General features: G+C 60.0%; 21 protein-coding genes. 11 read left to right on the forward strand and 10 right to left on the reverse strand.

Annotation, left to right across the window (positions count from 1 at the left end; genetic code table 11):
• Positions 1 to 426: 426 nt before the first annotated feature.
• From BN1118_RS14010 to BN1118_RS14020, 3 genes are read right to left on the reverse strand one after another with little or no spacing between them, the layout of a single operon-like run.
• Entirely contained in the window at positions 427 to 1,845 is a 1,419-nt protein-coding gene (locus BN1118_RS14010) for an efflux transporter outer membrane subunit (RefSeq protein ID WP_043556710.1), read from the reverse strand.
• Positions 1,838 to 4,987, reverse strand: coding sequence for an efflux RND transporter permease subunit (locus tag BN1118_RS14015; RefSeq protein ID WP_043556711.1), 3,150 nt, complete (start codon positions 4,985 to 4,987; stop codon positions 1,838 to 1,840). The genes BN1118_RS14010 and BN1118_RS14015 overlap by 8 nt, the downstream gene beginning before the upstream one ends.
• A gap of 17 nt (positions 4,988 to 5,004) precedes the next feature.
• Positions 5,005 to 6,186 carry an efflux RND transporter periplasmic adaptor subunit gene (locus tag BN1118_RS14020; RefSeq protein ID WP_043556712.1) on the reverse strand — a complete coding sequence of 394 codons (1,182 nt, stop codon included), beginning with the start codon at positions 6,184 to 6,186 and terminating at the stop codon, positions 5,005 to 5,007.
• A gap of 143 nt (positions 6,187 to 6,329) precedes the next feature.
• Between BN1118_RS14020 and BN1118_RS14025 the strand changes: the two genes are divergently transcribed.
• The 3 genes from BN1118_RS14025 to BN1118_RS14035 all read left to right on the forward strand — a co-directional run bounded on the left by BN1118_RS14025 (position 6,330) and on the right by BN1118_RS14035 (position 9,226).
• Complete coding sequence (locus BN1118_RS14025; protein ID WP_043556833.1) at positions 6,330 to 6,971, forward strand: TetR family transcriptional regulator; 642 nt, start codon at positions 6,330 to 6,332, stop codon at positions 6,969 to 6,971.
• A 386-nt stretch (positions 6,972 to 7,357) separates the two neighbouring features.
• On the forward strand, positions 7,358 to 7,930 hold the full coding sequence (locus BN1118_RS14030) for a class I SAM-dependent methyltransferase (protein ID WP_156995014.1): 573 nt from the start codon (positions 7,358 to 7,360) through the stop codon (positions 7,928 to 7,930).
• 117 nt (positions 7,931 to 8,047) lie between these two features.
• A complete protein-coding gene (locus tag BN1118_RS14035; RefSeq protein WP_043556713.1) occupies positions 8,048 to 9,226 on the forward strand; it encodes a dicarboxylate/amino acid:cation symporter in 1,179 nt (392 codons plus the stop codon).
• A gap of 68 nt (positions 9,227 to 9,294) precedes the next feature.
• Here BN1118_RS14035 and tesB read toward each other — a convergent pair whose 3' ends face one another.
• The 6 genes from tesB to rnm all read right to left on the reverse strand — a co-directional run bounded on the left by tesB (position 9,295) and on the right by rnm (position 14,734).
• Positions 9,295 to 10,158: an acyl-CoA thioesterase II gene (gene tesB / locus BN1118_RS14040; RefSeq protein ID WP_043556714.1), complete on the reverse strand. Its 864-nt coding sequence runs from the start codon at positions 10,156 to 10,158 to the stop codon at positions 9,295 to 9,297.
• Positions 10,159 to 10,361: 203 nt separating this feature from the next.
• A complete protein-coding gene (gene rluB / locus BN1118_RS14045) occupies positions 10,362 to 11,285 on the reverse strand; it encodes a 23S rRNA pseudouridine(2605) synthase RluB (RefSeq protein WP_043134216.1) in 924 nt (307 codons plus the stop codon).
• 268 nt (positions 11,286 to 11,553) lie between these two features.
• On the reverse strand, positions 11,554 to 12,117 hold the full coding sequence (gene scpB, locus BN1118_RS14050) for an SMC-Scp complex subunit ScpB (protein WP_043556717.1): 564 nt from the start codon (positions 12,115 to 12,117) through the stop codon (positions 11,554 to 11,556).
• A gap of 98 nt (positions 12,118 to 12,215) precedes the next feature.
• Positions 12,216 to 13,154, reverse strand: coding sequence for a segregation and condensation protein A (locus BN1118_RS14055; RefSeq protein WP_156994994.1), 939 nt, complete (start codon positions 13,152 to 13,154; stop codon positions 12,216 to 12,218).
• A complete protein-coding gene (locus BN1118_RS14060; protein WP_043134223.1) occupies positions 13,099 to 13,719 on the reverse strand; it encodes an L-threonylcarbamoyladenylate synthase in 621 nt (206 codons plus the stop codon). Before BN1118_RS14060 ends, BN1118_RS14055 begins: the two co-directional genes overlap by 56 nt.
• 133 nt (positions 13,720 to 13,852) lie before the next feature.
• Complete coding sequence (gene rnm / locus BN1118_RS14065; RefSeq protein ID WP_043134224.1) at positions 13,853 to 14,734, reverse strand: RNase RNM; 882 nt, start codon at positions 14,732 to 14,734, stop codon at positions 13,853 to 13,855.
• Between the two features lie 424 nt (positions 14,735 to 15,158).
• Between rnm and BN1118_RS14070 the strand changes: the two genes are divergently transcribed.
• The 8 genes from BN1118_RS14070 to BN1118_RS21290 all read left to right on the forward strand — a co-directional run bounded on the left by BN1118_RS14070 (position 15,159) and on the right by BN1118_RS21290 (position 24,740).
• Entirely contained in the window at positions 15,159 to 16,796 is a 1,638-nt protein-coding gene (locus BN1118_RS14070; protein ID WP_043556719.1) for an anthranilate synthase component 1, read from the forward strand.
• A gap of 80 nt (positions 16,797 to 16,876) precedes the next feature.
• Positions 16,877 to 17,476, forward strand: coding sequence for an aminodeoxychorismate/anthranilate synthase component II (locus BN1118_RS14075; protein WP_005319135.1), 600 nt, complete (start codon positions 16,877 to 16,879; stop codon positions 17,474 to 17,476).
• 10 nt (positions 17,477 to 17,486) lie between these two features.
• Complete coding sequence (trpD, locus tag BN1118_RS14080) at positions 17,487 to 18,500, forward strand: anthranilate phosphoribosyltransferase (protein ID WP_043134228.1); 1,014 nt, start codon at positions 17,487 to 17,489, stop codon at positions 18,498 to 18,500.
• Complete coding sequence (gene trpCF / locus BN1118_RS14085; protein WP_043556720.1) at positions 18,500 to 20,041, forward strand: bifunctional indole-3-glycerol-phosphate synthase TrpC/phosphoribosylanthranilate isomerase TrpF; 1,542 nt, start codon at positions 18,500 to 18,502, stop codon at positions 20,039 to 20,041. The genes trpD and trpCF overlap by 1 nt, the downstream gene beginning before the upstream one ends.
• Positions 20,042 to 20,108: 67 nt before the next feature.
• Positions 20,109 to 21,302, forward strand: a complete 1,194-nt coding sequence (gene trpB / locus BN1118_RS14090; RefSeq protein ID WP_043556721.1) for a tryptophan synthase subunit beta — start codon at positions 20,109 to 20,111, stop codon at positions 21,300 to 21,302.
• Positions 21,299 to 22,105: a tryptophan synthase subunit alpha gene (gene trpA / locus BN1118_RS14095; protein ID WP_043556722.1), complete on the forward strand. Its 807-nt coding sequence runs from the start codon at positions 21,299 to 21,301 to the stop codon at positions 22,103 to 22,105. Before trpB ends, trpA begins: the two co-directional genes overlap by 4 nt.
• A gap of 614 nt (positions 22,106 to 22,719) precedes the next feature.
• Positions 22,720 to 23,502 (forward strand): hypothetical protein, encoded by a 783-nt coding sequence (locus tag BN1118_RS14100; protein WP_043556724.1) that lies wholly within the window; start codon positions 22,720 to 22,722, stop codon positions 23,500 to 23,502.
• A gap of 104 nt (positions 23,503 to 23,606) precedes the next feature.
• Complete coding sequence (locus tag BN1118_RS21290; protein WP_084214130.1) at positions 23,607 to 24,740, forward strand: phospholipase D family protein; 1,134 nt, start codon at positions 23,607 to 23,609, stop codon at positions 24,738 to 24,740.
• Positions 24,741 to 24,761: 21 nt separating this feature from the next.
• On the opposite strand, the gene BN1118_RS14105 is transcribed toward BN1118_RS21290, so the two are convergent.
• Positions 24,762 to 25,355: a metal-dependent hydrolase gene (locus BN1118_RS14105; protein WP_244463619.1), complete on the reverse strand. Its 594-nt coding sequence runs from the start codon at positions 25,353 to 25,355 to the stop codon at positions 24,762 to 24,764.
• Positions 25,356 to 25,388 lie beyond the last annotated feature (33 nt).

Consider the following 25,388-nt stretch of genomic DNA (forward strand, 5'->3'; position numbering starts at 1 on the left):
CACCGTCAGATCTGACCCTTGGACAGGGCCGACATCACCCCTGCTCACCTTCTTGCCATTCACACTCCTTGCTTATATAAGGCAAGAACCATCACGGCTAGTCTTTAGCTTGCTCAGTTACTATTTATTTGATCTTAAATGCAAAAATGAATTTTTACTCACCTAGACTGGCGATAGACACTAAGATAACAGGTCCTGATAAGGTCCTTTTTATCTGGTTAACATGATGCAAATGCTATTTTGCAATGCCGCCGCCATTTCACACACCATCAATATCGCTGATATCCAAAACGCGTCTCCCAACTCGATAAAGCACGACGCATTATGTCATCAAGGTGCCATATGCATATGATCTTGCTCAAAAAACAGGGCGAACCGGATGGTTCGCCCTATGGCTATACGATAACGCAAGCTGGTAGGTGATGGCTACTGCTGCTGAACACTCGCCGTCGCGCTTGCGTCAGGGGCTTGCCAGCCGCCACCGACAGCCTTGTAAAGCGCCACCTGGTTGGTCAGCTGGGCCAGACGGGTGCTGATCAGCCCCTGCTTGGCACTGAACAACGAGCGCTGGGCATCGAGCCGGGTCAGATAGCTGTCCACTCCTTGCTCATAGCGGAACTCCGCCAGCTTGAAGTAGGTCTGGTTGGCCTCGACCAGTGCCTGCTGCGCCTGCAACTGCTGCTGGTAATCAGCCTGGGTGCCGAGCGTATCCGCAACCTCCTTGAAGGCGGTCTGGATGCTCTTCTCGTAGCTGGCCACCGCCTGTCTGGTGCTCACCTCGGCCACGTCGAGATCGGCAATGCGTTTGCCGCCATCGAAGATGGGCAGGTTGATCTGGGGGATAAACGACCAGGTCCCGGTCCCGCCATCAAACAGGCCGCTCAGCTGATTGCTGGCGGTGCCCGCCGTCGCGGTGAGCGAGATGGAGGGGAAGAAGGCCGCGCGCGCCGCACCAATATTGGCATTGGCCGCCTTCAGACTGTGCTCGGCGGCCAGAATATCCGGGCGCTGCTGCAGCAGGCTGGAAGGTGCGCCGACCGGGATGGCCGCCAGTTGCACCTCGGCCAGGGTCGCCGGCTGACCGTCCAGTGCCGGTACCTGGCTGCCAAGCAGCAGGGCCAGACCGTTGCGATCCTGCTTCACCTGGCGCTGGTACTGGGCCAGGCTGACCCGGGCACTCTCCAGCGCGGTACGCCCCTGCGCCAGTTCCATCTCGGAGGCCGCGCCCAGGCGATACTTGTGCTCGGTCAGGCCATAGCTCTCCTGCTCGGTAGACAGGGTTGCCTCGCTCAGCGCCAGCAACTCCTGATCCGCCAGCAGGGTGAGATAGGCGTTGGCCACCGAGGCGACCAGCGCAATCTGGGTGCTGCGCTGGGTCTCGATCTGACCAAGATAGGTCTCCAGCGCCTGATCCTTCAGGCTCTGGATCCGGCCGAACAGGTCCAGCTCATAGGCTGTGATGCCTATGTTGGCATCGTACTGGCTGCTGATAGTCCCCTGCCCCGTGCTGCTGAGATCATCGGACCCCTGCTGGCGGGTGCCTGAGCCATTCGCCGCCAGGGTCGGCAACTGGGCCGCCCGCTGGATCCGGTATCTGGCCTCATAGGCCTCGACGTTGAGGGCCGCGATACGCAGATCCCGGTTGTTCTCCAGCGCAGTGGCGATCAGTTTCTGCAGGACAGGATCGAGGAACTGCTGCTGCCAGGGGGAGGCAACCGCCTCCCCTTCTGCCTGGTTGCTCTGCCAGGAGGCGCCTTGCGGCAGCTCGGGTCTTTGATAGTCGGGGGCCATGGAACAGGCCCCCAGCAGCAGTGTCACGCTCAAGGCGACGATCGTCTTAGTCATGATGAGTCTCCTTGGCAAGGGCAGCACGCTCTTCCCGTGAACTGTGTTTGGTGAAGTAGCGCGTCACCAGCACGAAGAACAGCGGCACGAAGAAGATGGCCAGCACGGTCGCGCTGATCATGCCCCCCATCACGCCGGTACCTATGGCGTTGCGGCTGCTGGCACCCGCGCCCGAGCTGATGGCCAGCGGCAGCACGCCGAGGATGAAGGCGAGCGAGGTCATCAGGATCGGACGCAACCGCAACCGGGCTGCCTCCACCACGGCTTCGCTGACGCCCATCCCCTTGTCATACAGCTCCTTGGCAAATTCGACGATCAGGATCGCGTTCTTGGCCGACAGCCCTATGGTGGTGAGCAAGCCCACCTGGAAGTAGACGTCGTTCTCGAGCCCCCGCATGGTCGCCGCCAGAATGGCGCCCAACACCCCGAGCGGCACTACCAGCATCACCGAGAAGGGAATGCTCCAGCTCTCGTACAGGGCCGCCAGACAGAGGAAGACCACCAGCAGGGAGATGGCGTACAAGGCCGGCGCCTGGGAGCCCGCCTGGCGCTCCTGCAGGGAGAGACCTGTCCACTCGATGCCGATGCCTTCCGGCAGCTGTTTCACCATCTGTTCTATGGCCGCCATGGCATCACCGGTACTCTTGCCGGGCGCAGCTTCACCCACTATCTCCATGGCGGAGACACCGTTGTAGCGTTCCAGACGGGGCGAGCCAAAGCTCCACTCAGTGCTGGCAAAGGCGGAGAAGGGCACCATCTGGCCCGCGCTGTTGCGCACGTACCAGAGCTTGAGATCTTCCGGGTTCATCCGGAACAGTGCATCCGCCTGCAGGTAGACCTTCTTGACCCGACCGCGATCGACGAAGTCGTTCACGTAGGAAGAGCCCCAGGCCGCCGCCAGCGTGTTGTTGATGTCACTGATGGAGAGCCCCTGCGCCAGCGCCTTCTCGTAGTCGATCTTGACGTCGAGCTGCGGTGTATCTTCCATCCCGTTCGGGCGCACCCGCACCAGGTTGGGATCCTGCGCCGCCATGCCGAGCAGCTGGTTGCGCGCCGCCATCAGCTTCTCGTGCCCCAGCCCGCCGCGATCCTGCAGGTAGAAGTCAAAGCCGGTGGCCGTCCCGAGCTCCGGAATGGGGGGCAGGTTGAAGGCAAACACCTGGGCTTCCTTGATGCTGAACAAGTAGCCCATGGCGCGGCCTATGATGGCGTTGGCACTGCGCTCCGGCGTGTCGCGCTCTTTCCAGTCTTTCAGCTTGATAAACGCCATGCCGCTGTTCTGACCGCTACCGGCGAAGCTGAAGCCCGCCACCGTCAGCACGGCCTCGACGTTATCCTTCTCGTTCTTCAGGAAGTAGTCGCGCATGTCCGCCAGCACCACCTCGGTTCGCTGCTTGGTAGCACCGACCGGCAGTTGCACCATGGACATGATGACCCCCTGATCCTCTTCCGGCAGGAAGGAGGTGGGCATGCGCATGAACAGGATGGCCAGCACCGCCAGCATGGCGGCATAGATGATGCCGTAACGCACCCCCTGCTTGACCACCTTGCGCACGCCGTTCTGGTAACGGTTGGCGCCGGCATCGAAGGCTCGGTTGAACCAGCCGAAGAAGCCGCGCTGGGCACCGAACTCGCCGTGCTTGATCGGCTTGAGCAGGGTGGCACAGAGCGCCGGGGTCAGGATCAGCGCCACCAGCACCGACAGCACCATGGCCGAGACTATGGTGAGGGAGAACTGGCGATAGATGGCACCGGTCGAGCCGCCGAAGAAGGCCATGGGCACGAACACGGCGGACAGCACCAGGGCTATCCCCACCAGGGCACCCGTGATCTGGGTCATGGACTTGCGGGTCGCTTCCAGCGGGGAGAGATCCTCCTCGCTCATCAACCGCTCCACGTTCTCCACCACCACGATGGCGTCATCCACCAGCAAGCCTATGGCCAGCACCAGACCGAACATGGTCAGGGTGTTGATGGAGAAGCCGAACGCCGACATGACGCCGAAGGTCCCCAGCAGCACCACGGGCACGGCTATGGTCGGGATCAGGGTGGCGCGGAAGTTCTGCAGGAACAGATACATGACGCAGAACACCAGGAAGATCGCCTCGATCAGGGTCTGCGCCACCTCCTCGATGGAGATCTTCACGAACGGCGTGGTGTCGTACGGATAGACGATTTCCATGTTGGCCGGGAAGTAGGCGGAGAGCTCATCCAGCTTGCCGCGGATCTTCTCGGCAGTATCGAGGGCGTTGGCACCGGTCGCCAGCTTGATGGCGACAGCCGCGGTGGACTGGCCGTTATAGAGCGCATCGGCGTCGTAGTTTTCGCCCGCCAGCTCAACCCGGGCCACATCCTGCAGCCGTACCTTGGAGCCGTCCTGATTCACCCGCAGCAAGATATTGTTGAACTCGGCCACGCTGGAGAGACGGGTCTGCCCCATGATGGTGGCGGTGAACTGCTGATCGGTCACGGAAGGCGTACCGCCCAGCTTGCCGAACGCCACCTGGGCATTCTGCGCCTTGATGGCGGTCTGCACATCAATCGGGGTCATCTGTACCCGGTTGAGCTTGTTCGGATCGAGCCAGACCCGCATGGAGTACTGGCTGCCGAACAAGGTGATGTCCCCGACCCCGTCCAGACGGCTCAGCGGCTCCTTGATGTTGGCCACCACGTAGTCGGCCAGGTCATCGTTGTTCATGCTGCCATCGCTGGAGATGAAGGCTGCCACCATCAGGAAGCTGCTGGAGGTCTTCTGAACCCGGATCCCCTGCTGTTGTACTTCCTGCGGCAGCAACGACATCGCCTGCTGCAGCTTGTTCTGCACCTGTACCTGGGCGATATCGGGATCGGTACCGGCCTGGAAGGTGAGGGTCACCGACACATTGCCGGACGAATCGGACTGGGAAGACATGTAGAGCAGGTGATCCAGCCCCGTCATGTTCTGCTCGATGATCTGGGTCACCGAGTCTTCCACCGTCTTGGCGGAGGCGCCCGGATAGCTGGCGGAGATGCCGACGGCGGGTGGCGCTATGCTGGGATACTGGGCGATCGGCAGGCCTATGATGGCCAGGCTCCCCGCCAGCATGATCACCAGGGCGATCACCCAGGCGAAAATGGGTCTGTCTATGAAAAATCGTGCCATGAGGCGACTACTCCATCCTACTTGTTGGCCGGGGTCTGGGCAGACAGCTCGGTGGCAGTCTGTTCAGTGGGCGCCACGACAACCCCGGGTTTTACCTTTTGCAGACCGGCGACGATCACTCGCTCGCCCGTCTTGAGACCGGATTCCACCACCCAGTCACTGCCGACGATGCGGCTCAGCTGCACTTCCCGCAGCTCGACCTTGTTGTCCGCGGTCACCACCATGACGGTGGCACCGCCTTTCGGGGTGCGGGTCACGGCGGTTTGCGGCACCAGCAGTCCCTCGGCCCGCTCACCCTCTTGCAGGGTGGCGCGCATGAACATGCCGGGCAGCAACAGCTGGTGAGGGTTGGGGACTATCACCCGCAGGGTCACCATGCCGGTGGTCTCATCCACGGTCACGTCGGAGAACTGCAATGAGCCCTCTTCGCTGTAGCTGCTGCCATCTTCCAGCTGGAAGCGCACCTTGGCGCCATCCTGCTGGCCCTGGGTCAGCTTGCCGGCGGCGACCTGGCGCTTGAGGCGCAGCAGATCGGCGGTGGACTGACGCACATCCACATACATGGGGTCGAGCTGCTGGATGGAGGTAAGGCTGTCGGCCTGCTGGGCCGTCACCAGGGCCCCCTCGGTCACCGCAGACTTGCCGATGCGACCGCTGATGGGGGCCGTGATGCGGGTATAGGCCAGATTGATGTTGGCGCTCTGCAAGGCGGCCTTGGCGGCACCAATCTCGGCCAGCTGCTGCTTCCAGGCGGCGTCGGCGTCGTCATACTCCTGGCTGCTGATGGCCTTCACCTTCACCAGCTCGGCATAACGCTTGGCCTTGAGGCGGGCGCTCTGCTCGTTGGCCTGCGCCTTGGCCAGATTGGCCTTGGCACTGGCCACGCTGGCCTGATAGACGGCGGGGTCTATCTGGTACAGCAGTTGACCGGCCTTGACGTCGCTGCCTTCGGTAAAGAGGCGCTTGAGAATGATGCCGCTCACCTGGGGACGCACCTCGGCGACCCGCAGCGGGGCACTGCGGCCGGTCAGCTCCGAGGTAAGCTGCAACGGCATTGTGTGCAGGGTGACGACATCCACGGCGGCGGGTGGCATCTCACCCGGCCCTTGCTGGGCACTGCCCTGTTCGCCACAAGCTGTCAGCAGACCGCTTGCCAGCAGGGCAAGGCCGACCGAACGTGCGAGAATATGTTTATGCATGAAGAACCTGAGCCTCTGTCAATCAATGAATAACCACAGGTTTTGTATGACCCTGTTGGTAAAATCGGAAAGATGAGGCAATATACATACATTCATAAATGTATGTAAGTGACTTTTTTTACTTTTACAAGGCGCAGATGTCGATGGCCAGAAGAACCAAAGAAGAGGCGCAGCAGACCCGCTGCCACATCATGAGTACGGCCCTGAATCTGTTCTGTTCGCAAGGATTGGCCAAGACCAGCCTGACCGATATTGCCAGGGCCGCCGATCTGACCCGTGGCGCCATCTATTGGCACTTCAAGAACAAGGAGGAGCTGTTCGTCTCCCTGTGGGAGGAGCTGTGCCAACCGCTCTCCCATCAGCTCGACGCCTGTGTCGCCGAACAGGAGCCGGACCCCCTCGGCAAGCTGCGCAGCTTCCTCAAGGAGGTGCTGGTGAAGATCAGCACCAATCCTGCCCACCAGCAGATGTTCACCATCATGTTCAATCTCGAGTCGCTGGAAGGGGAAGCCATCTCGCTGCGCGAGCACATGCGCAGCCAGTCCGCCAACTTCTTCCGGGACCTGGAGACCACCCTGGCCAATGCGGTGCGCCTCGGCCAGCTGCCCCGGGGACTGGATCTGCAGCGGGCCGCCACCCTGCTGCACTGCACCCTGGATGGCTACATCATCAACTGGCTGCACTTCCCGGAGCGCATCGACCTGACCCGGGAGGCCGACTTCCTGCTCGACAGCCTGTTTGCCCTGATAGCCTTGCCAACCGGCCCAGCCGTCCGCCGCACCTGATAGCCCAGGGCCAGCCCGACGCTGGCCCCGCTCCTTGCTACCGCACGCCACCACAGAACCGCTCCCCAGCCTGGCAGTACCGATTCACGGCACGACGCTTTGGTAGCCCGTCGCCAAATTTGCTAGAGTAGCGCCCCCGAAAGAAGGTGCCTGCCATGTCCATATCTCCACTGCCCGACCATGATGCCTCCATCAGTCAATCATCTGCATCGCCGCTGCCCGGTCACAATGCCTCTCCCAGTCAGCCATCTGCATCGCCGCTGCCCGGCCACAATGCCTCTCCCAGTCAGCCATCTGCATCGCCACTGCCCAGTCATGATGGCTCCTCCAGTCTGCCATCTGTGGCGGATGCCGACACCCTGTCAGCCCGTCAGCGCTTTCTGATATTGCTGGCAAGCGGGGCCCATCTGCTGGAGGCGGGCTGTGGAGCGGGCGAGGATCTGCTCTTTTTCCGGCAGCAAGGTCTCATGGTCACCGCCTTTGATGCCAGCCTGGCCCAAGCCAGGCTCGCCTCGCGCCGCAGCGGCCAACCGGTGCGGGTCTGCCGCCTCGAGCAGATGCACAGCGCCTTGCCCTTTGACGGCATCTGGGCCAGCGGCTCGCTGCCCTGCCTGGCCGAGGGAGAGCTTGCCCCCGCCCTGATGCATCTCGCCGGCCTGATCAAACCCCGGGCGCCGCTCTACTGCTCCTTCCCTTATGGCGAGGGCGAGCACAGCTGCGCCGTGGCCCCTTCACAAGACGAATATCCGCTGCAGACCCGGCTCGATGAGGCCCGTCTGCAACAACTGATCGCCCCCCTGCCGTTTGCCCTGCATCAGAGCTGGTGCAGCGAGGATGCCGTGCACGGCCGCTGGCTGCATGCCCTGCTGATCCGCCTCCCCGAGCTAGCTCCCACCCTGCATCAATATCGCCGCCGTCGCTTCAAGGGACCCATTCCCCGTGATCCATCATCCAGATAACAATATTTAACTCGGAGTTAACCAGGTGATGGCAGACAAGATGCGGTGTTTGTGTTAAAAAGCGGCATTAAAATCAAAATTAAATAACAAATCAGACACTAACACCTGGATTTACTTATGAAACTTGTCCTCAAACTGGTTGCCGGCATCCTGGCCGGTCTCTTGCTCGGTCTCTACGCCCCCGAATGGGTCGCACGCGTGCTGTTTACGGCCAAGACAGTCATAGGTCAGCTGATCACCTTCACCATTCCGCTCATCATCCTGTTCTTCATCATGAGCGGCATCGCCAGCCTGCCGAAGAACTCCGGCAAGCTGCTGGGCAAGACGGTCGCCCTCTCCTACTGCTCCACCATACTGGCGGGCCTGTTCGCCTTTGCCGTGGCCAGCAACCTGATCCCGCGCCTGACCACAGCCGCCGAGCCCACGGCCGCCGCCGCCATCAAGCTCGGCTCCTACGTCAACCTGGAGATACCGCCGCTGTTCGGGGTCATGTCGGCACTGGCCGCCGCCTTCGTGTTCGGCATCGGTATCAGCGCCACCCAGGCCACCGATCTGCGCCGGGTCGCCGATCAGGGTCGCGACATCATAGACCGCCTGCTGGCCAAGGTGATCATCCCGCTGCTGCCCTTCTACATCGCCGGCGTCTTCGTCGAGATGACGGTGGAAGGCACCGTCTTCGCCACCCTGAAGACCTTCGGCGTGGTGCTGGTGATGGCCATCGTCATGCACTGGCTCTGGCTCTCCGTGCTGTTCGTCGGCACCGGGCTGGCGCTGGGTCGCTCACCCGCCATGCTCATCAAGAACATGCTGCCCGCCTACTTCACCGCTCTCGGCACCATGTCCAGCGCCGCCACCATCCCGGTCGCCCTGCAGGCCAGCAAGAACAACGGCGTGAGCGACGGCATCGCCAACTTCACCGTGCCGCTGTGCGCCACCATTCACCTGTGTGGCTCCACCATCACCCTGGTGACCTGCGCCACCGCTGTGATGTTCCTCTCCGAGCACCTGGCCATTCCGGGACTGGACACCATGCTGCCCTTCATCATGATGCTGGGCGTCATCATGATAGCCGCGCCGGGTGCACCGGGTGGCGGCGTCATGTCCGCCCTGGGCCTGCTCACCTCCATGCTCGGCTTCGGTGAGGCCTCCATCGCCCTGATGATCGCCCTCTACTTGGCGCAGGACAGCTTCGGCACCGCCTGCAACGTCACAGGTGACGGCGTCATCGCCCTGTGGGCCGACCGCTTCGCCCAGCGCGGGGAGACAGCGCTCGGCGCCGAGCAGGACGCAGCCTGATACGGCAAGCAAACACATAAAAAAACGGGAGCCAGTGGCTCCCGTTTTTTTATGGCTGGCATCTGAGGTCAACCGCGTCGGCGGATCACCCCCTCCTGCGCCGTGCTCGCCACCAGCACACCGTCGCGGGTGAAGAACTGGCCGCGCACCAGACCACGACCTGCGCTGGCACTCGGGCTGTCCACCACGTAGAGCAGCCAGTCATCCAACCGGAAGTCCCGGTGGAACCACATGGAGTGATCTATGGTGGCCACCTGCATGTCCGGCTCCCAGTACGAGACGCCATGGGGCTGCAGGGCGGTAAACAGGAAGTGGAAATCGGAGGCATAGGCCAGCAGGTACTTGTGGACCCGCTGATCGTCCGGCATCTGGCCGTTGGCCCTGAACCAGACGTGGCGCAGCGGCTCGTGCACATCCGGGCGGATCGGGTCGACCAGGGTCACGGGGCGAATTTCGATGGGCTTCTCGCACATGATCTTGTCGCGCAGGGCGGACGGGATCTGCTGCTCGTAGGGACGTACCAGCTCCAGCTCGCTCTTGAGCTGCTCGGGCGGGGTGATCCCCGCGGGCATGGCGATCTGATGCTCGAATCCCTCGGCCTCGACCTGGAAGGAGGCGTTGAGATAGAAGATGGGCTTGCCGCCCTGAATGGCCTTGACCCGGCGGGTGGAGACGGTCTGGCCGTCACGGATATTCTCCACGTCATAGATGATGGGACGATTGGCATCACCGGGGCGCAGGAAGTAGGAGTGGAAACTGTGCACCTGACGATCGGCGGCCACCGTCTGTTTGGCGGCTGACAAGGCCTGCCCCATTACCTGTCCGCCAAACACGGCCCGCAGACCGAGATCCTGGCTCTGGCCCCGAAACAGGCCCTCCTCGATTTTCTCGAGCGCCAGCAGTGCCAGCAGCTCATCAAGTACCTTGCTCATTATTATCTCCTGTATCAGTGCCGCAAAGGCTAACAAGCTCGCTCTGGCAGAGCAACCTTGCCCCTCCCCCGCAGTGGATCCGCCGGGTGGTTTAATTCAGCAAGGAGGGGATTGGAATAATAAACGGCAGACGGCAGCAACAAAAAGGCCCGCCTGAGAGGCGGGCCTTTCCTTGCGCGAACCCATGAGGCTCAGCGCAACGCTTACTTGCTGCCGGTACCCGAGTTGCGGGTAGAGGAGGTCGGCTTGCGGCGGGCCGTGGTGCTGCGGGCGCGCGGCTCCATGCCCTGCATGTCCTTGTGACGCTTGACGGCGCGACGGATCTGGGCGGCCTGCTTGTGACGGGTACTCTTGCCATCCTGCTGCAGATCGACCTTGGATTCGGTCTCCGGCGGCATGTTGACCAGACCGCGCAGGTAGTTCACTTCCGGCAGTTTCAGCTCCTGCCAGCCACCACGGGGGATGCCGCGATCCAGAGTGACGTCGCCGTAGCGCACGCGCATCAGGCGGCTCACCTGCACTTCCTGGGATTCCCACAGGCGGCGCACTTCACGGTTGCGGCCCTCGGTCAGGGTGACGTTGAACCACTGGTTCAGGCCTTCACCGCCGGCCGGTTTGATCTTGTTGAACTTGGCCATGCCATCTTCCAGCTGCACACCCTTGCGCAGGCGTTGCAGCATGGCTTCGGTGATCTCGCCAAACACACGCACCGCATATTCACGCTCCACTTCGTGGCTCGGGTGCATCAGGCGGTTGGCCAGCTCACCGTCTGTGGTGAACAGCAGCAAGCCGGAGGTGTTGACGTCGAGACGGCCTACCGCGATCCAGCGGGCGCTCTCCAGCTTGGGCAGACGATCGAACACGGTGGGACGACCTTCCGGATCGTGACGGGTACACATCTCCCCTTCGGGCTTGTGATACGCCAGCACGCGGCAGATCATCTCTTCCTCGGCACGGGTCTTGACCGTATGGCCATCGACACGGATCACGGCGTTCACTTCGACGCGATCTCCCAGTGTGGCCACCTTGCCATCCACACTGACCCGACCTGCGGTGATCAGGGCCTCCATCTCACGACGGGAGCCGTGACCCGCGCGGGCCAACACTTTTTGCAGTTTTTCACTCATCGGGGTTACCTGATTGTTGATCGCTGCCCGCCAGCATAACGGGCAACGGTTATTACTGTGTCGAACCCAGTACGGGCAATCCGACACGCTTCAAGGCTCAAAAGATCGGGTCAGCCGGCACATGCCAGCACAGTGGACCCGGTCTCGCGGCCCTCGCCCGGCATACCGGGCAAGGGGATGGCGGTGCAGGATCCCGCATGGGTCATCCGACACGCCCTGATGTTCAAGAGGCCCAGTCCGCTGGCACAGGCCAGCGACCTAGACCGGCCTAGCTTCCCTCGACCGGCAGACCGGGCAAGGGGTGTTGCAGTTCAGGATCCAGCTCGGGGAGCTGCTCCAGGCTCTGCAGATTAAAATAATCCAGAAATTCCCGGGTGGTGGCGAGCAGCTCGGGGCGACCCACCACTTCCTTGTGACCGACGCTGCGCACCCAGCCACGCTCTTTCAGGGTATTCACTATCTGGCTCGACACCGCCACCCCGCGGATGGCTTCGATCTCGGCCCGGGTGATGGGCTGCCGATACGCAATCAGCGTCAGCGTCTCCATCACTGCGCGGGAATAGCGGGGTGCCCGCTCGCTCCAGAGCCTGGAGAGCTCCTCGGCATACTCCTGACGCGCCTGAAAGCGCCAGCCGGAGGCAACCTCTTTGAGCTCTACCCCCCGCTCGCTGTAATCCTGCCGCAGTTCTGCCAGCAAGAGTTGAATATAGCGGCCGGTGACGGGGTAATCCGCCAGCACGCCGGCCTTGAGCTCGCTCACGGTTAATGGCCGTCCGGCCACGAAGATCGCGGCCTCGACCAGCGTCTTGAGCCGTTCAGCGGGCAGCGCCACGGTTGCCCTCCCCGTTCATGGTGTCAGGCTGGCTGGCCAACGGAAGAGGCACACAGACCCCGGCAGGCGGGCAACAGGCTCGGGACAAAGAAAACAACTCAGTGTGCATGTTCACGCTCCCCGCTCTCATCTTGGCTCGCCAGGGCAAAGTGGATCGGCCCCAGCGGCTCGGCCTGCAGGATCCAGATCAGGGACTCCTTGCACAGCTCCAGCAGGGCCAGAAACGTCACCAGCACCCCCATGCGCCCCTCTTCGGCTCTGAGCACCTGTTCCAGTCGCAACGTCCGGCCCAGCGAGAGCATGGCGAGGATCTCCGCCATGCGCACCCGGGTCGGGATCTGCTCGCGGCGGATCTGATGATGTTCGAAATGAGTCGCGCGTTTTACCACACTTTGCATGTAAAGGGCGAGCTCAACCAGCGAAACATCGGGAGTCAATGGCTTGAGAGAGCCAAAATCCGGTGGCAGGGCGGCGGCGATAAAGATCTCCCGCTCCACCCGTGGCAAGGCATTGAGACGCTCGCCCCCCACCTTGAAGCGCTCATACTCCTGCAACCGGCGAATGAGGGTGACGCGGGGATCCTCCCCCTCCTCTTCATCCTCCAGCTCGGGGGCTTTGGGCAGCAGCAGGCGAGATTTGATCTCCGCCAGCCAGGCCGCCATCAGCAGATATTCCGCAGCCAGCTCCAGATTGAGCCCCTGCATCAGCTCCACGTACTCCATGTACTGGGCGGTGATCTGCAGGATCGGCAGGTTCAGGATATCCAGCTGCTGGCGCCGGATGAGATAGAGCAGCAGATCGAGCGGCCCCTCGAAGGTATCGAGGAAGACTTCCAGCGCATCGGGCGGAATGAACAAGTCCTGGGGCAGCTCATGGTAGGGCTGCCCCAGCACCCGCGCTATGGGGGATGGGATGGCCTGGGGGAGAATGCCCTCCCCGATTGCGCCCAACGCAGGCGGGGCCATCACGGGCACAGGGTCATCACTCAAACGGGGTCGGGTCTCCGGCACCACGACGACGCAGCACGGGCTCGTCATCGGAGAAATCCACCACAGTGGTGGGCTGCTCGCCCAGATAGCCACCGTTGACCACCAGATCCAGCTGCTTGCCCAGCTTGTCGAAGATCTCTTCCGGGTCAAACTCCGCCATCTCCGAACCCGGCAGGATCAGGGTGGTGGAGAGCAGCGGCTCACCGAGGGCTTCCAGCAGGGCCAGCGCTATGTTGTTGGCGGGCACCCGGATGCCGATGGTCTTCTTCTTCTCGTTCATCAGGCGGCGCGGCACTTCCTTGGTCGCCTTGAAGATGAAGGTGTAGGGCCCCGGCGTGTTGCCCTTGACCAGGCGAAACGCCGTGTTGTCCACCTTGGCATAGGTGGAGATCTCGGAGAGATCCCGGCACACCAGGGTGAAGTCGTGGGTGGGATCGATGCGACGGATGCGGCAGATGCGCTCCAGCGCGCCCTTGTCACCCATCTGGCAACCGAGCGCATAGCCGGAATCGGTCGGGTAGGCAATGACGCCACCGTTCTGGATGATCTGCACCGCCTGACCGATCAGACGGGCCTGGGGATTTTCCGGATGTACGTAAAAATGCTGACTCATATGCTCTTCTCGCGATAGGGGCACGCGCGGTGCCCGCTTCATGGTCACGGGTTCCAGACCCATGACGCTACCTTAACCTGTTTGACGCCGGTTTGCCCTCCCATGCAGCAGAGGGCCGGCGGCCGACCCCGTGCTAGCGACTGGCCAGCAGGGCGGCATGCTGCTCGGTGGTGAGCCCGAAGTGGCCGGGATAGGCCAGCCAGACCGGCATGCCTTCCTTGGGCAGCCAGAGGTGGCGGCCCAGCTCGGTCCAGTTGGACGGAAAGTGAAAATCCGATCCCACCGAGATATAGAGGTCGTGATCCTTCGCCCACTGGCCCAGGTTGGCTCGCTCCTGCGGGCTCTGCTGGGGCAGTGACACCTCCATGGCATCGCCACCGGCCGCCTTGAAGGCCACCAGCAACCGCTTGATCCACTTGGCGGTGAGATCGTAACGGCTGGGATGGGCCAGTACCGCCAGCCCGCCTGCGGCGTGAATGGCAATAATGGCCTCGCTCATCTCGGGCCACTCGGCCGGGGCATAACCCTTGTTGCCTCGGCTCAGGTACTTTTTGAATACCTTCTGCATGTTGTCCGCCACCCCGCGCGCCACCAGCACACGGGCAAAGTGGGCCCGGGTCACGGCGGCATCACCGGCCAATGCCTTGGCCTCTTCATAGGTGCCGGGGATCAGGCACTTCTCCAGACGGCGCCCTATTTCCAGCGCGCGCGCCTCGCGGCGAGCACGCTGCCCCGCCAAAAACGCCACCAGCTGCGGATTTTTTTCATCCACCCCCAGCGCCACTATATGAATTTCGTGATGCTCCCAGCCGGTGGAGATCTCGACCCCGCTCACCAGCCGCAGCGGCAGTTGCTCGGATGCTATGGTGCGGCGCACCTCATCAAGCCCGTCAAGGGTATCGTGGTCAGTGACTGCTAACACCTCGACCTGTTTTTCGGCGGCGCGGCGCACCAGTTCGGCCGGGCTCAACACACCGTCGGAGGCAGTGGTATGACAGTGAAGATCGAATCTCATCAGGTTATTCCGCTCTCATGATCAGGTCACCATCGGTGAAAGAAGGCTAAAAAGCGACTTGACTTGGCCGCGGCTTTATCGTTTTCTGTAGGCACTTCATTGCAAACAAAATTTTACAGGACTCTATCATGCAAACGACTTCCATCCTGACCATCTGGTGGTGGCACACTCCCTGACATGCGGGCGTGTGGTCGTTGCTGTATCTGTAATCTGACAGCAAATTAAGAACCCAAAGAAAAAGCCCGCTGACCCCAGCGGGCTTTTTTATTATCCGGCAAATGGACCTGTGATGAAACCGAGAATTCAGACAAGAACACTGACCTGGCGATGGCGACCCTACTGAAACCGCCTAAACCAATTTAATTTTCAAGGAATTCAATGTCATGAACATCGGTAAAAAGCATCACACGCAAGGGAACGCACTATGACCGTCAATACGACTCGCTTGCCCCTGGGTGAATTCGATACCCTCAAGCTCAACGCCCCCTATGTGGCCGACCCGCTGGCGCTCTACACCCGACTCTGCCAGGGTCGCCCCAACAACCTGCTGCTGGAATCGGTGGAGATCGACTCCAAGGCGGGCAAGCAGAGCCTGCTGCTGGTCGATGCCTGCCTGCGCATCGAATGCCGGGGTCGCACTGTGCGGGTTCGCACTCTGAACGACAACGGCGCCCAGTTGCAGAGCCTGCTGGCCGAGCGTCTGCCCGCCGTTATCAGCCAGACCCTGGTGGATGGCGAGCTGCAGCTCGACTTCCCGGCCTCCGATCGGGAGCTGGATGAAGACTCTCGCCTCAAGGGGAGCAGCGTGCTGGACGTGCTGCGCACCCTGCAACAGGAGCTGCAGTGCCAGTTGGGCAAAGAAGCATTGTTTATGGCGGGCAGCTTCGCCTACGATCTGATCGCCTCCTTTGAAGATTTGCCGCAGGTGCCGGAGGGGAGCAACAACTGCCCCGACTACTGCTTCTATGTGGCCGAGACCCTGATCACCATCGACCATATCGAGCGCTCAACCCAGTTGCTGGCCTGCATCTTTGGCGGCGACAGCGACGAGAGCCAGGTGGAAGACAGATATAGCCGCCTGAGCGATCGGCTCACCGACTTCAAACAGATTTGCCAACAAACCCTGAGCGCCGAGCTGACCACCCAGCCCCTCACCGGCGGCATGAGCGTGGACAAGGGCGACAAGCAGTTCTGCGCCGAGGTGGAGAAGCTCAAGGGCTTCATCCGCCGGGGCGACATCTTCCAGGTGGTGCCGTCCCGCTGCTTCTCGCTGCCCTGCCCGAACCCGCTGGCCGCCTATCGCCGCCTCAAGCAGACCAACCCCAGCCCCTACATGTTCTACGTGCAGGATGAGGGCTTCACCCTGTTTGGCGCCTCGCCGGAGAGCGCGGTCAAGTTCTGCGCCGCCAGCCGCGACGTCGAGATGTACCCCATCGCCGGCACCCGTCGCCGGGGCTTGAACCCGGACGGCAGCATCAACCGGGATCTGGATGGCCGCATCGAGCTGGAGCTGCGCCAGGACGAAAAAGAGGTGGCCGAGCACCTGATGCTGGTGGATCTGGGCCGCAACGACATAGCCCGCATCTCCGAGCCCGGCACCCGCTACGTCAAGGAGTTGCTGAAAGTGGATCGCTACAGCCACGTGATGCACCTGGTCTCCAAGGTGGTCGGCACCTTGCGTTCAGACCTTGACGCCCTGCACGCCTATCAGGCCTGCATGAACATGGGCACCCTCACAGGCGCCCCCAAGATCCGCGCCAGCGAGCTGATCCGCATGGTGGAGGGCAAGCGCCGTGGCAGCTACGGCGGCGCCGTCGGCTACATCAACGGCGCAGGCGAGATGGATACCTGCATCGTCATTCGCTCGGCGTTTGTCAAAGATGGGGTGGCCCATGTGCAGGCCGGTGCCGGTGTGGTCTATGACTCCAAACCCCAGGCCGAAGCGGACGAGACCCGCGCCAAGGCGGCCGCCGTGCTGGCCGCCATCGCCGCCAGCCATGGCACTTCACTGCAAGCCCTGAGCGCCCAGCAGGAGCAACATAAGGACGTGAGCCATGACTAACATCTTCTTGCTCGATAACTTCGACTCTTTTACCTACAGCGCCCCGGCCGATCAGTTCCGCACTTCGAAGGAGCAGCATCATGACTAACATCTTCTTGCTCGATAACTTCGATTCCTTTACCTACAACCTGGTGGATCAATTCCGCTCCCTCGGTTATCCGGTGCGGATCTACCGCAACAGCCTGCCAGCGAGCCGCATCATGAGCGAAATCGCCGCCTGCGAAGGGGATGCCGTGCTGGTGCTCTCGCCTGGGCCGGGCGCGCCTCACGAGGCGGGTTGCCTGATCGATCTGATCAAGCTGGCTCGTGGTCAGGTGCCCATCCTCGGCATCTGCCTCGGCCATCAGGCCCTGTGCGAAGCCTACGGCGGCACAGTCGGCGCGGCGGGGGAAATCGTCCACGGCAAGCGTTCGCTCATCGAGCACAACGGCCACGGCGCCTTCGCCGGCCTGCCGAGCCCGCTGCCGGTGGCGCGCTACCACTCGCTGGTGGCCACCTATGTACCGGAAGAGCTGACGGTGATTGCCCACTATCAGGGCATGCCCATGGCCATAGAGCAGCAGGACGACAGGGTGCTGGGCTTCCAGTTCCACCCGGAATCCATCATGACCTCGGAAGGGGCCCGCCTGCTGACCCAGGCGCTCGCCCATATCACCCGTCCAGTTAGCAGTGTGCGGTAAGGAAGACCCTATGCATCATCATCTCAACACCCTCTATCAGGGTCAGTCTCTGAGCCGTGAAAGTACCCGTGACGCCTTCGGGCAAGTGGTTCGTGGCGAAGTGGATCCCATAGTGCTCGCCAGTTTATTGACCGCCCTCAAGATCAAGGGGGAGACACCGGAGGAGATCGCCGGCGCCGCCGAAGCGTTGCTTGCGGAGGCGCGCGACTTCCCGCGTCCGGACTACGAGTTTTGCGACATAGTCGGTACCGGTGGCGATGGCCTCAACACCATCAATGTCTCCACCACCTCGGCACTGGTGGCCGCCGCCTGCGGCCTGAAAGTGGCCAAGCACGGCAACCGCTCGGTCTCGAGCAAGTCGGGCTCGAGCGACTTGCTCGACAAGATGGGCATCAAGCTCGACATGAGCCCGGCGCAGGCGCGCCACTGTCTGGACGAACTCGGCATCTGCTTCCTGTTCGCCCCCCAGTACCACGCCGGAGTGCGCCACGCCATGCCGGTACGTCAGGCCCTCAAGACCCGCACCCTGTTCAACGTGCTGGGGCCGCTCATCAATCCGGCCCGCCCCACCTATCAGCTGATGGGCGTCTATGCCCCCGAGCTGGTGCGCCCCATCGCCGAAACCCTGCTGGCACTGGGTCTGAAAACCGGTATGGTGGTTCACGGTGCCGGGCTCGACGAGATTGCCATCCACGGCCCGACCCAGGTGGCCCAGATCCGTGACGGCGAGATCCGCGAATTCATGATCACCCCGGCTGACTTTGGCCTGGAAACCTATCCGGTCAGCGCCATTCAAGGGGGCGAGCCTGAAGAGAACCGCGCCATCACGGCCGCCATTCTGGCAGGGAAAGGCACCCCGGCCCACAACGCCGCCATCGCCGCCAACGTGGCCCCCCTGCTGCTGATGGCGGGCAAGGCCGCAGATCTCAAGAGCGCGGCGGCCCAAGTGCTGGCGGTGCTGGCGAGCGGCAAGGCAGCGGAGCTCGCCGCCCGGCTCGCCACCCTGAGCCATCAGGAGGCATGATGTCAGCCACGAACCAGCACGGCACTCACTCAGGCACTAGCTCAGATCGCCCGCAGGGCTATAACCCTAGCCCACAGGGCAGCACCCAGTTTCGCAAGGATAACGAGATGTCAGACCTCATTGCCCCCCATGCCTTCCTGAACATGGCCTCCATCAACCAGACCATTCTCGGCAAAATAGTGGCGGCCAAGCAGGAATGGGTCGCCGCCCGCAAGCTGGCTCAGCCTCTTGAAAGTTTCAAGGACGAACTGACCCAAAGCGATCGGGATTTTGTCGGTGCGCTCAAGGCCGGTTCCACCCGCTTTATTCTGGAGTGCAAGAAGGCCTCCCCTTCCAAGGGGCTGATCCGCAATGATTTCAGCCCGGAGGCCATCGCCGATATATACGGCAAATACGCCACCGCCATCTCGGTACTGACCGACGAAAAGTTTTTTCAGGGGAATTTCGCCTTCCTGCCACGGGTGCGGGCCAGGGTCAGCCAGCCTGTGCTCTGCAAGGATTTCATGATTGACCCCTATCAGCTCTATCTGGCCCGCCACTATCAGGCGGACGCCATACTGCTGATGCTCTCCGTGCTCACCGACGAGGGCTATCGCGCCCTGTTTGCGGTGGCCAGGGAGCTGGGCCTGGGTGTGCTGACCGAGGTGAGCAATGAAGAAGAGCTGACCCGCGCCATCGCGCTGGGCGCCCCCGTGATCGGCATCAACAACCGGGATCTGCGCGACTTGAGCGTCGATCTCAACCGCACCAAGCAGCTGGCCGCCCGCATCCCGGCGGATCGGGTAGTGATTAGCGAATCCGGCATCAAGGATCGCACCCAGGTGGCCGAGCTGCGCCACCATGCCAAGGGCTTCCTGGTGGGCTCCTCCCTGATGGAGGAAGCCGATCTGGAGGCCGCGGTACGCAAACTGGTGCTGGGCCAGAACAAGGTGTGCGGCCTGACCCGTGCCGAAGATGCCGCCGCCGCCCATCAGGCGGGCGCCGTGTTTGGCGGCCTTATCTTTGTGGCGAAAAGCCCGCGCTACGTGGACATCCCCGCCGCCCGCACCGTGATGGCTGGCGCGCCGCTCTCTTACGTCGGGGTATTTCGCAACGCCCAGCAAGAGACCATTGCCAAGACGGTGGAGGCCCTGGGACTGGCCGCGGTGCAACTGCACGGGGAGGAAGATGCCGCCTATATCGACAACCTGCGCACGCTGCTGCCGGCGAGCTGCCAGATCTGGAAAGCCGTAGGCGTCTCTCTCGGCAAAGAAAGCGGCGAGCCACTGCCCGCCCTCGACTATCCGGCCGATCGCCTGTTGCTGGATACAAAAGTCGGCAGCCAGAGCGGCGGCACAGGTCAGGCGTTCGACTGGGCCATGCTGGCCGATCTCGATAAAGCCAAGCTGATGCTGGCAGGCGGGCTCAATCCCGACAATGCCCTGCAGGCGGCCCAGGTCGGCTGCCTCGGCCTTGATTTCAACTCCGGGGTAGAGAGTGCCCCAGGCCAGAAGGATGGCCACAAACTCACCGCTGCCTTCGCCGCCCTGCGCGCGCTCTAAGGCTGCCACTGAATCTATGTGTCGTTTTTGATGTTCCGTTTTTGACTCAAGGTATAAGGAAGAAACCATGACCCTGCTCAACCCGTTTTTTGGTGAATTTGGCGGCATGTATGTGCCCCAAATCCTCATCCCCGCCCTGCTCCAGCTGGAAAAGGCCTTCGTCGATGCCCAGGAAGACCCGGCCTTTATCGCCGAATTTCAGGAGCTGCTGACCGAGTATGCCGGTCGCCCGACCCCGCTTACCCTGACCCGCAACCTGACCAAGGGCACCAAGACCCGCCTCTACCTGAAACGTGAAGACCTGCTGCACGGCGGTGCCCACAAAACCAACCAGGTGCTGGGTCAGGCGCTGCTGGCCAAGCGGATGGGCAAAACCGAGATCATCGCCGAAACCGGCGCCGGTCAGCACGGCGTCGCTACCGCACTGGCCTGCGCCCTGCTCGGCCTCAAGTGTCGGGTCTACATGGGCGCCAAGGATTGCGAGCGCCAGAAGCCCAACGTGTTTCGCATGAAGTTGATGGGCGCCACCGTCATTCCGGTGCACTCCGGCTCCAGCACCCTCAAAGATGCCTGCAACGAGGCGCTGCGCGACTGGGCTGCCAACTACGACAACGCCCACTATCTGCTGGGTACGGCCGCCGGTCCGCACCCCTTCCCCACCATAGTGCGGGAGTTCCAGAAGATGATCGGCGAAGAGGCCAAGGCCCAGTGCTTCAAGAAAGAGGAGCGGCTGCCCGATGCGGTGATCGCCTGTGTCGGCGGCGGTTCCAACGCCATTGGCATGTTTGCCGACTTCATCGACAACAAGGAGGTACGTCTTATCGGGGTCGAGCCGGGTGGTCACGGCATCGAGAGTGGCGAGCACGGTGCGCCGCTGGGTCACGGCAGCAAGGGGGTCTTCTTTGGCATGCACTCCTACCTGATGCAGGACAAACAGGGGCAAATTCAGGAGTCCTATTCCGTCTCGGCGGGGCTCGACTTCCCCTCCGTCGGCCCGCAGCACGCCCATCTGGCCTCCATCGGCCGCGCCGAGTATGTCTCCATCACCGACAAGGAGGCGCTGGACGCCTTCCAGGAGCTGGCCAAATCCGAAGGGATCATCCCAGCGCTGGAGTCCTCCCACGCCCTGGCCCACGCCCTCAAGATGGCCCGCAGTGAACCGGAAAAAGAGCAGGTGCTCATCGTCAACCTCTCCGGCCGTGGCGACAAAGATATCTTCACCGTCGCTGACATTTTCGAGAAAGAAGGAACCTTGTCATGAACCGTTACGCACAACTCTTCTCCCGTCTGGATGCGGTCAATCAGGGCGCCTTTGTGCCGTTCGTGATGCTGGGTGACCCCACCCCCGAATTGTCGCTGGCCATCGTCGATGCGCTGGTCGCAGGGGGCGCAGATGCCCTCGAGCTCGGCATTCCCTTCTCCGATCCGGTAGCGGACGGCCCCACCATTCAGGGCGCCGCCCTGCGCGCCTTCGAGAGCCACACCACCCCGGACGACTGCTTCGAGCTGCTTGGCCGCATCCGCGCCAAGTACCCGCAACTGCCCATTGGCCTCTTGGTCTACGCCAACCTGGTTTATGTGCGCCAGATCGACGGCTTCTACGAGAAGTGCCAGCTGGCGGGCGTGGATTCGGTGCTGGTCGCCGATGTGCCGGTGCAGATGTGTGCCCCCTACAAGGCGGCCGCCGACAAGTTCGGCATCGACAGCATCTTTATCGCCCCGCCCAATGGCGATGCCGAGACCCTGAAACAGGTGGCGGAGCTTGGCAGCGGTTACACCTATCTGGTGAGCCGTGCCGGTGTGACCGGCGCAGAGACCAAGGCCGGCATGCCGGTGGAGGGGCTGATCAATACCCTGCGCGAGTTCAAGGCTCCCCCCGCCCTGCTCGGCTTTGGCATCAGCGAACCGGCTCAGGTGCGTGAGGCCATTGCCGCTGGCGCCGCCGGTGCCATCTCGGGTTCGGCCGTGGTGAAGATCATCGAGACCCACCACCAGAACCCGGAGCATATGCTCACTCGTCTGAAAGAGTTTGTGGAAGGGATGAAGGCCGCGACCAACCGCTAAGGTCGGGTATGGGGTCGATTGTCTGTGGCCCTAATATGTCAGTTCACATAGCCACGCCATAACCACGAAAAAGGGAGCCTGACCGGCTCCCTTTCTTTTTGTCGCTTGCTCACGCTTGCAACTCTGGATGTGTTGCTCCCTCTCCCTCCGGGAGAGGGCTGGGGTGAGGGCGGCTTTGCATTCCCAACCAAATGAGTTGCTCTCTCAACCCACGCCTTAATAACTAATTTATTGATCCAACACAGATTCCCGCTAAAACCCGCTTCTCGACACGCCACCCTCCCCCTTAAGATAGCCAAACGACAATCCCTCTCTCGGGAGCGCACCATGGCTGCGATTGTTGCTATCTCGCAGGTTAAAAGCAGCAGGCTGGGAGCTGTCACTCAGGGGCGGTAGCGTGGTTTTTGTAGGTTGGCGCAGCGTGTAGCAAAGCCCAACAGGCGAGCATTATTACTCCACCCTCTACCCAGAGCGGGATAAATATGGATGTGGCAGATCCGTAAAACAGATTTCAAATATATTCGCGGTAAGCGTTGGGCTTCAGTTTGCTCAACACCAACCTACGATTTTTAGCCCAACATACGAGAGGGACATTAGCTTTATGTGGAGATTACATGCCTAATTTAAAAATGACACTTTTAGAAAACTCCACAAGCTTCTTCTTAGAGTCTGTGAGTAAGGCTATTCAGGCTGAATCAGATGAAAATAAATGGAAGTTTGCGATACTGCTTTTAGTTCAGGCAATCGAAACCAGTCTAAAAGAACGCCTGAGAAGAACTAATGAGATTTTTATCTACTCGAATATAGATAAGCCCAAAAACACCGTAGATCTGAGTTTAGCGATTGAGAGGCTGGAGAAAATCTCGAAAGTTAAATTGAAGCAACCTGATGTTAAGTGCATTAGGACTGCATCTGAGCTTCGAAACCAAATAGTTCATTTTGAGTTTGATCTTTCGATCGAGCAAATTAAGTCCAATTTTGTAAGTCTTGTAGGTTTTTATTCATCATTTTGCCGAGATCATTTGGCTTCAGATATTTTCTCTCAGCTCCCACCCAAGTTGCACTCAGAGGTACTAAAGCTCGATAGCTATGTTGAAGAGCTAGAAAATAGAGCCTCGGAACGAATGGCTGCTGAAGAAATTCCAGATAATGAAGTATGGGAGTGTCCAGCATGTAAAAAAGATACATTTGTCATCTACGATGGTATAGATACTTGTTACTTATGCGGTCATTCAGAGCCAATTGTTGAATGTGAGCAATGCCAGACTCTTGAATTCGAGGGTGAACTTGAGCACCGAGACTTTGGCAATATGAAAGGCTGGGAGAACTATAAGGCTCTATGTAAGGATTGCGTTTATAAACTAGAAAATGAAAATCCTTACGAAGACTATTATTGAGTAAAAACCAGGACATCCATCTTTCTTAGTAAAGCGTTACACAGCAAGAATAAAAAGATGAATCTCCAAGCTTTTTTATTAAAAAACAATAGTAGATAGTCATCATGAAAATGTTTTTACATAGTCCAGACCAAGATACCGACATCCGGAAAATTTATCAAAAAGCTTTTAATGAAGCAGTTGAACTATATCTTGTAACTGCATATTTAACTCATTGGGACATGTCTTTAAAACTTAACAAGTCATGTGAGAATTTCAGAGTTATCATTGGCAAAGATTTTGGTATTACAAAGAAATCAGCATGCCATAAAATAATGCAGTGGCTACCTTCAGAAAGGAAAGGCCAATTTTTGGTCGCAGACAAGATTGATGGTTTTCACCCCAAGGCTATTTTTTGGAAAGATACTGAAGACAAGTGTCATGTACTTATTGGTTCATCAAATCTCACTAAAGCTGCTTTCGAAAGTAATTATGAGGCTAATATCTACTCAGAAATTAATTCTGAATCATACAGTCAAGCAAAAAACTGGATAGGAAAAATCACAGAGAAATCTGTCGTTGTATCAGAGGATTGGCTCGCACAGTACATCGAAGGTACTCCTTCAAGCAAAAATAAACCTCTTAATAATTCAGACAAACAAAACTCAATAGCAAGTTTACTCTTGCCTCTGCCTGATGGTGCCAAAAATAAAGTTGACGAACGTAGACAGCAGATTTTAAAACATCAGGCGGTGAAATCATCTTTACATGAACTGTTCGTCAATTGTGCATCAAAAAATATACTTTCATCGGAATTTTATGCCCAACTACCAAATTTTTGGAGCTGGGAAATTGGTAACAGACTTCAAGGCAGAGGATGGGAACGTCGAGGGAGAGCAAGTAATTTTCATGAGTTATCAATTAGTTATCTAAAAATAATTAAATCATCAGATTTCGAACGTGATGACGTTGTTGTCAGAGAAATTGACAGGCTTAAAAAGTTGAAGGTATCGGCTAGGACTGCATTCTTTTCTGAGATGTTATGTTTAACTTATCCAGAACGCTATCCGGTTTTGAACAAACCAGTATGGTCTTATTTAGAAGATATTAATTTCAGAGCCCCTAAAGGTGCAAGCGAAGGTGTTGCTTACATTGATTTAGCGAAAAAACTGCGTCTGTCTCTAAAGGAAAACCCGTCGCACCCAGCTCAGAACTTGGCGGAATTAGATACAGTAATATGGTTGCAGTATCACGAATAACTATGGGTTTTAAAAAATACCTCAAGATTGACTGTCAACGTGTACAGATCTAGTTTCAACGCGTGGCGACCCTCGTCCCACGCCTCCCTCCCTTCTCAATACCCGCCACCCCATGAATCCCAGCATCAATACAATTCCCGGCAGCCAGACCCAGTAGTGCTCGGAGAGGATCACCGCTTCACCTCGGGCGGTAAGATAGGCCTCCAGCTTGAAGGGGGCGACCCGGATCACCTGCCAGGGGGCGAAGAAACGCTCGTCACGCCAAGGCCAGAGCCAGCCAACCCCCTTGCCGCCGGTGGTGAGCGAGTCGAGCAGGCTGTGGGAAAGTAGCGAAACCAGCAGAAACGACCAGACGGTGGCGGCGCTCGCCTTAAGTTGGCGGTGAAACAACATGGCCAGAGTGGGCAGGACAAAGGCGAACAGCAGTGAATGGGTAAAGCCCCTATGACCCAAGACATGGCCATAGGCGACCCCCAGTTTGAAGGCAAGCACATCGGCATCGGGCAGCATGGCGATGGCAACGCCAGCCAGCAGCAGGCGCGGCGGAATCATCCGGCTGCCAAGCCCGAGCCCAAGACAGAGAGGGACGGCGGCGTGAGTGACTATGGTGGGCATAGGGTAAAGCTCCAACTGAAAACGTGAGCCTAC

Source organism: Aeromonas bestiarum (assembly GCF_000819745.1).
Classification (GTDB): Bacteria; Pseudomonadota; Gammaproteobacteria; order Enterobacterales; family Aeromonadaceae; genus Aeromonas; species Aeromonas bestiarum.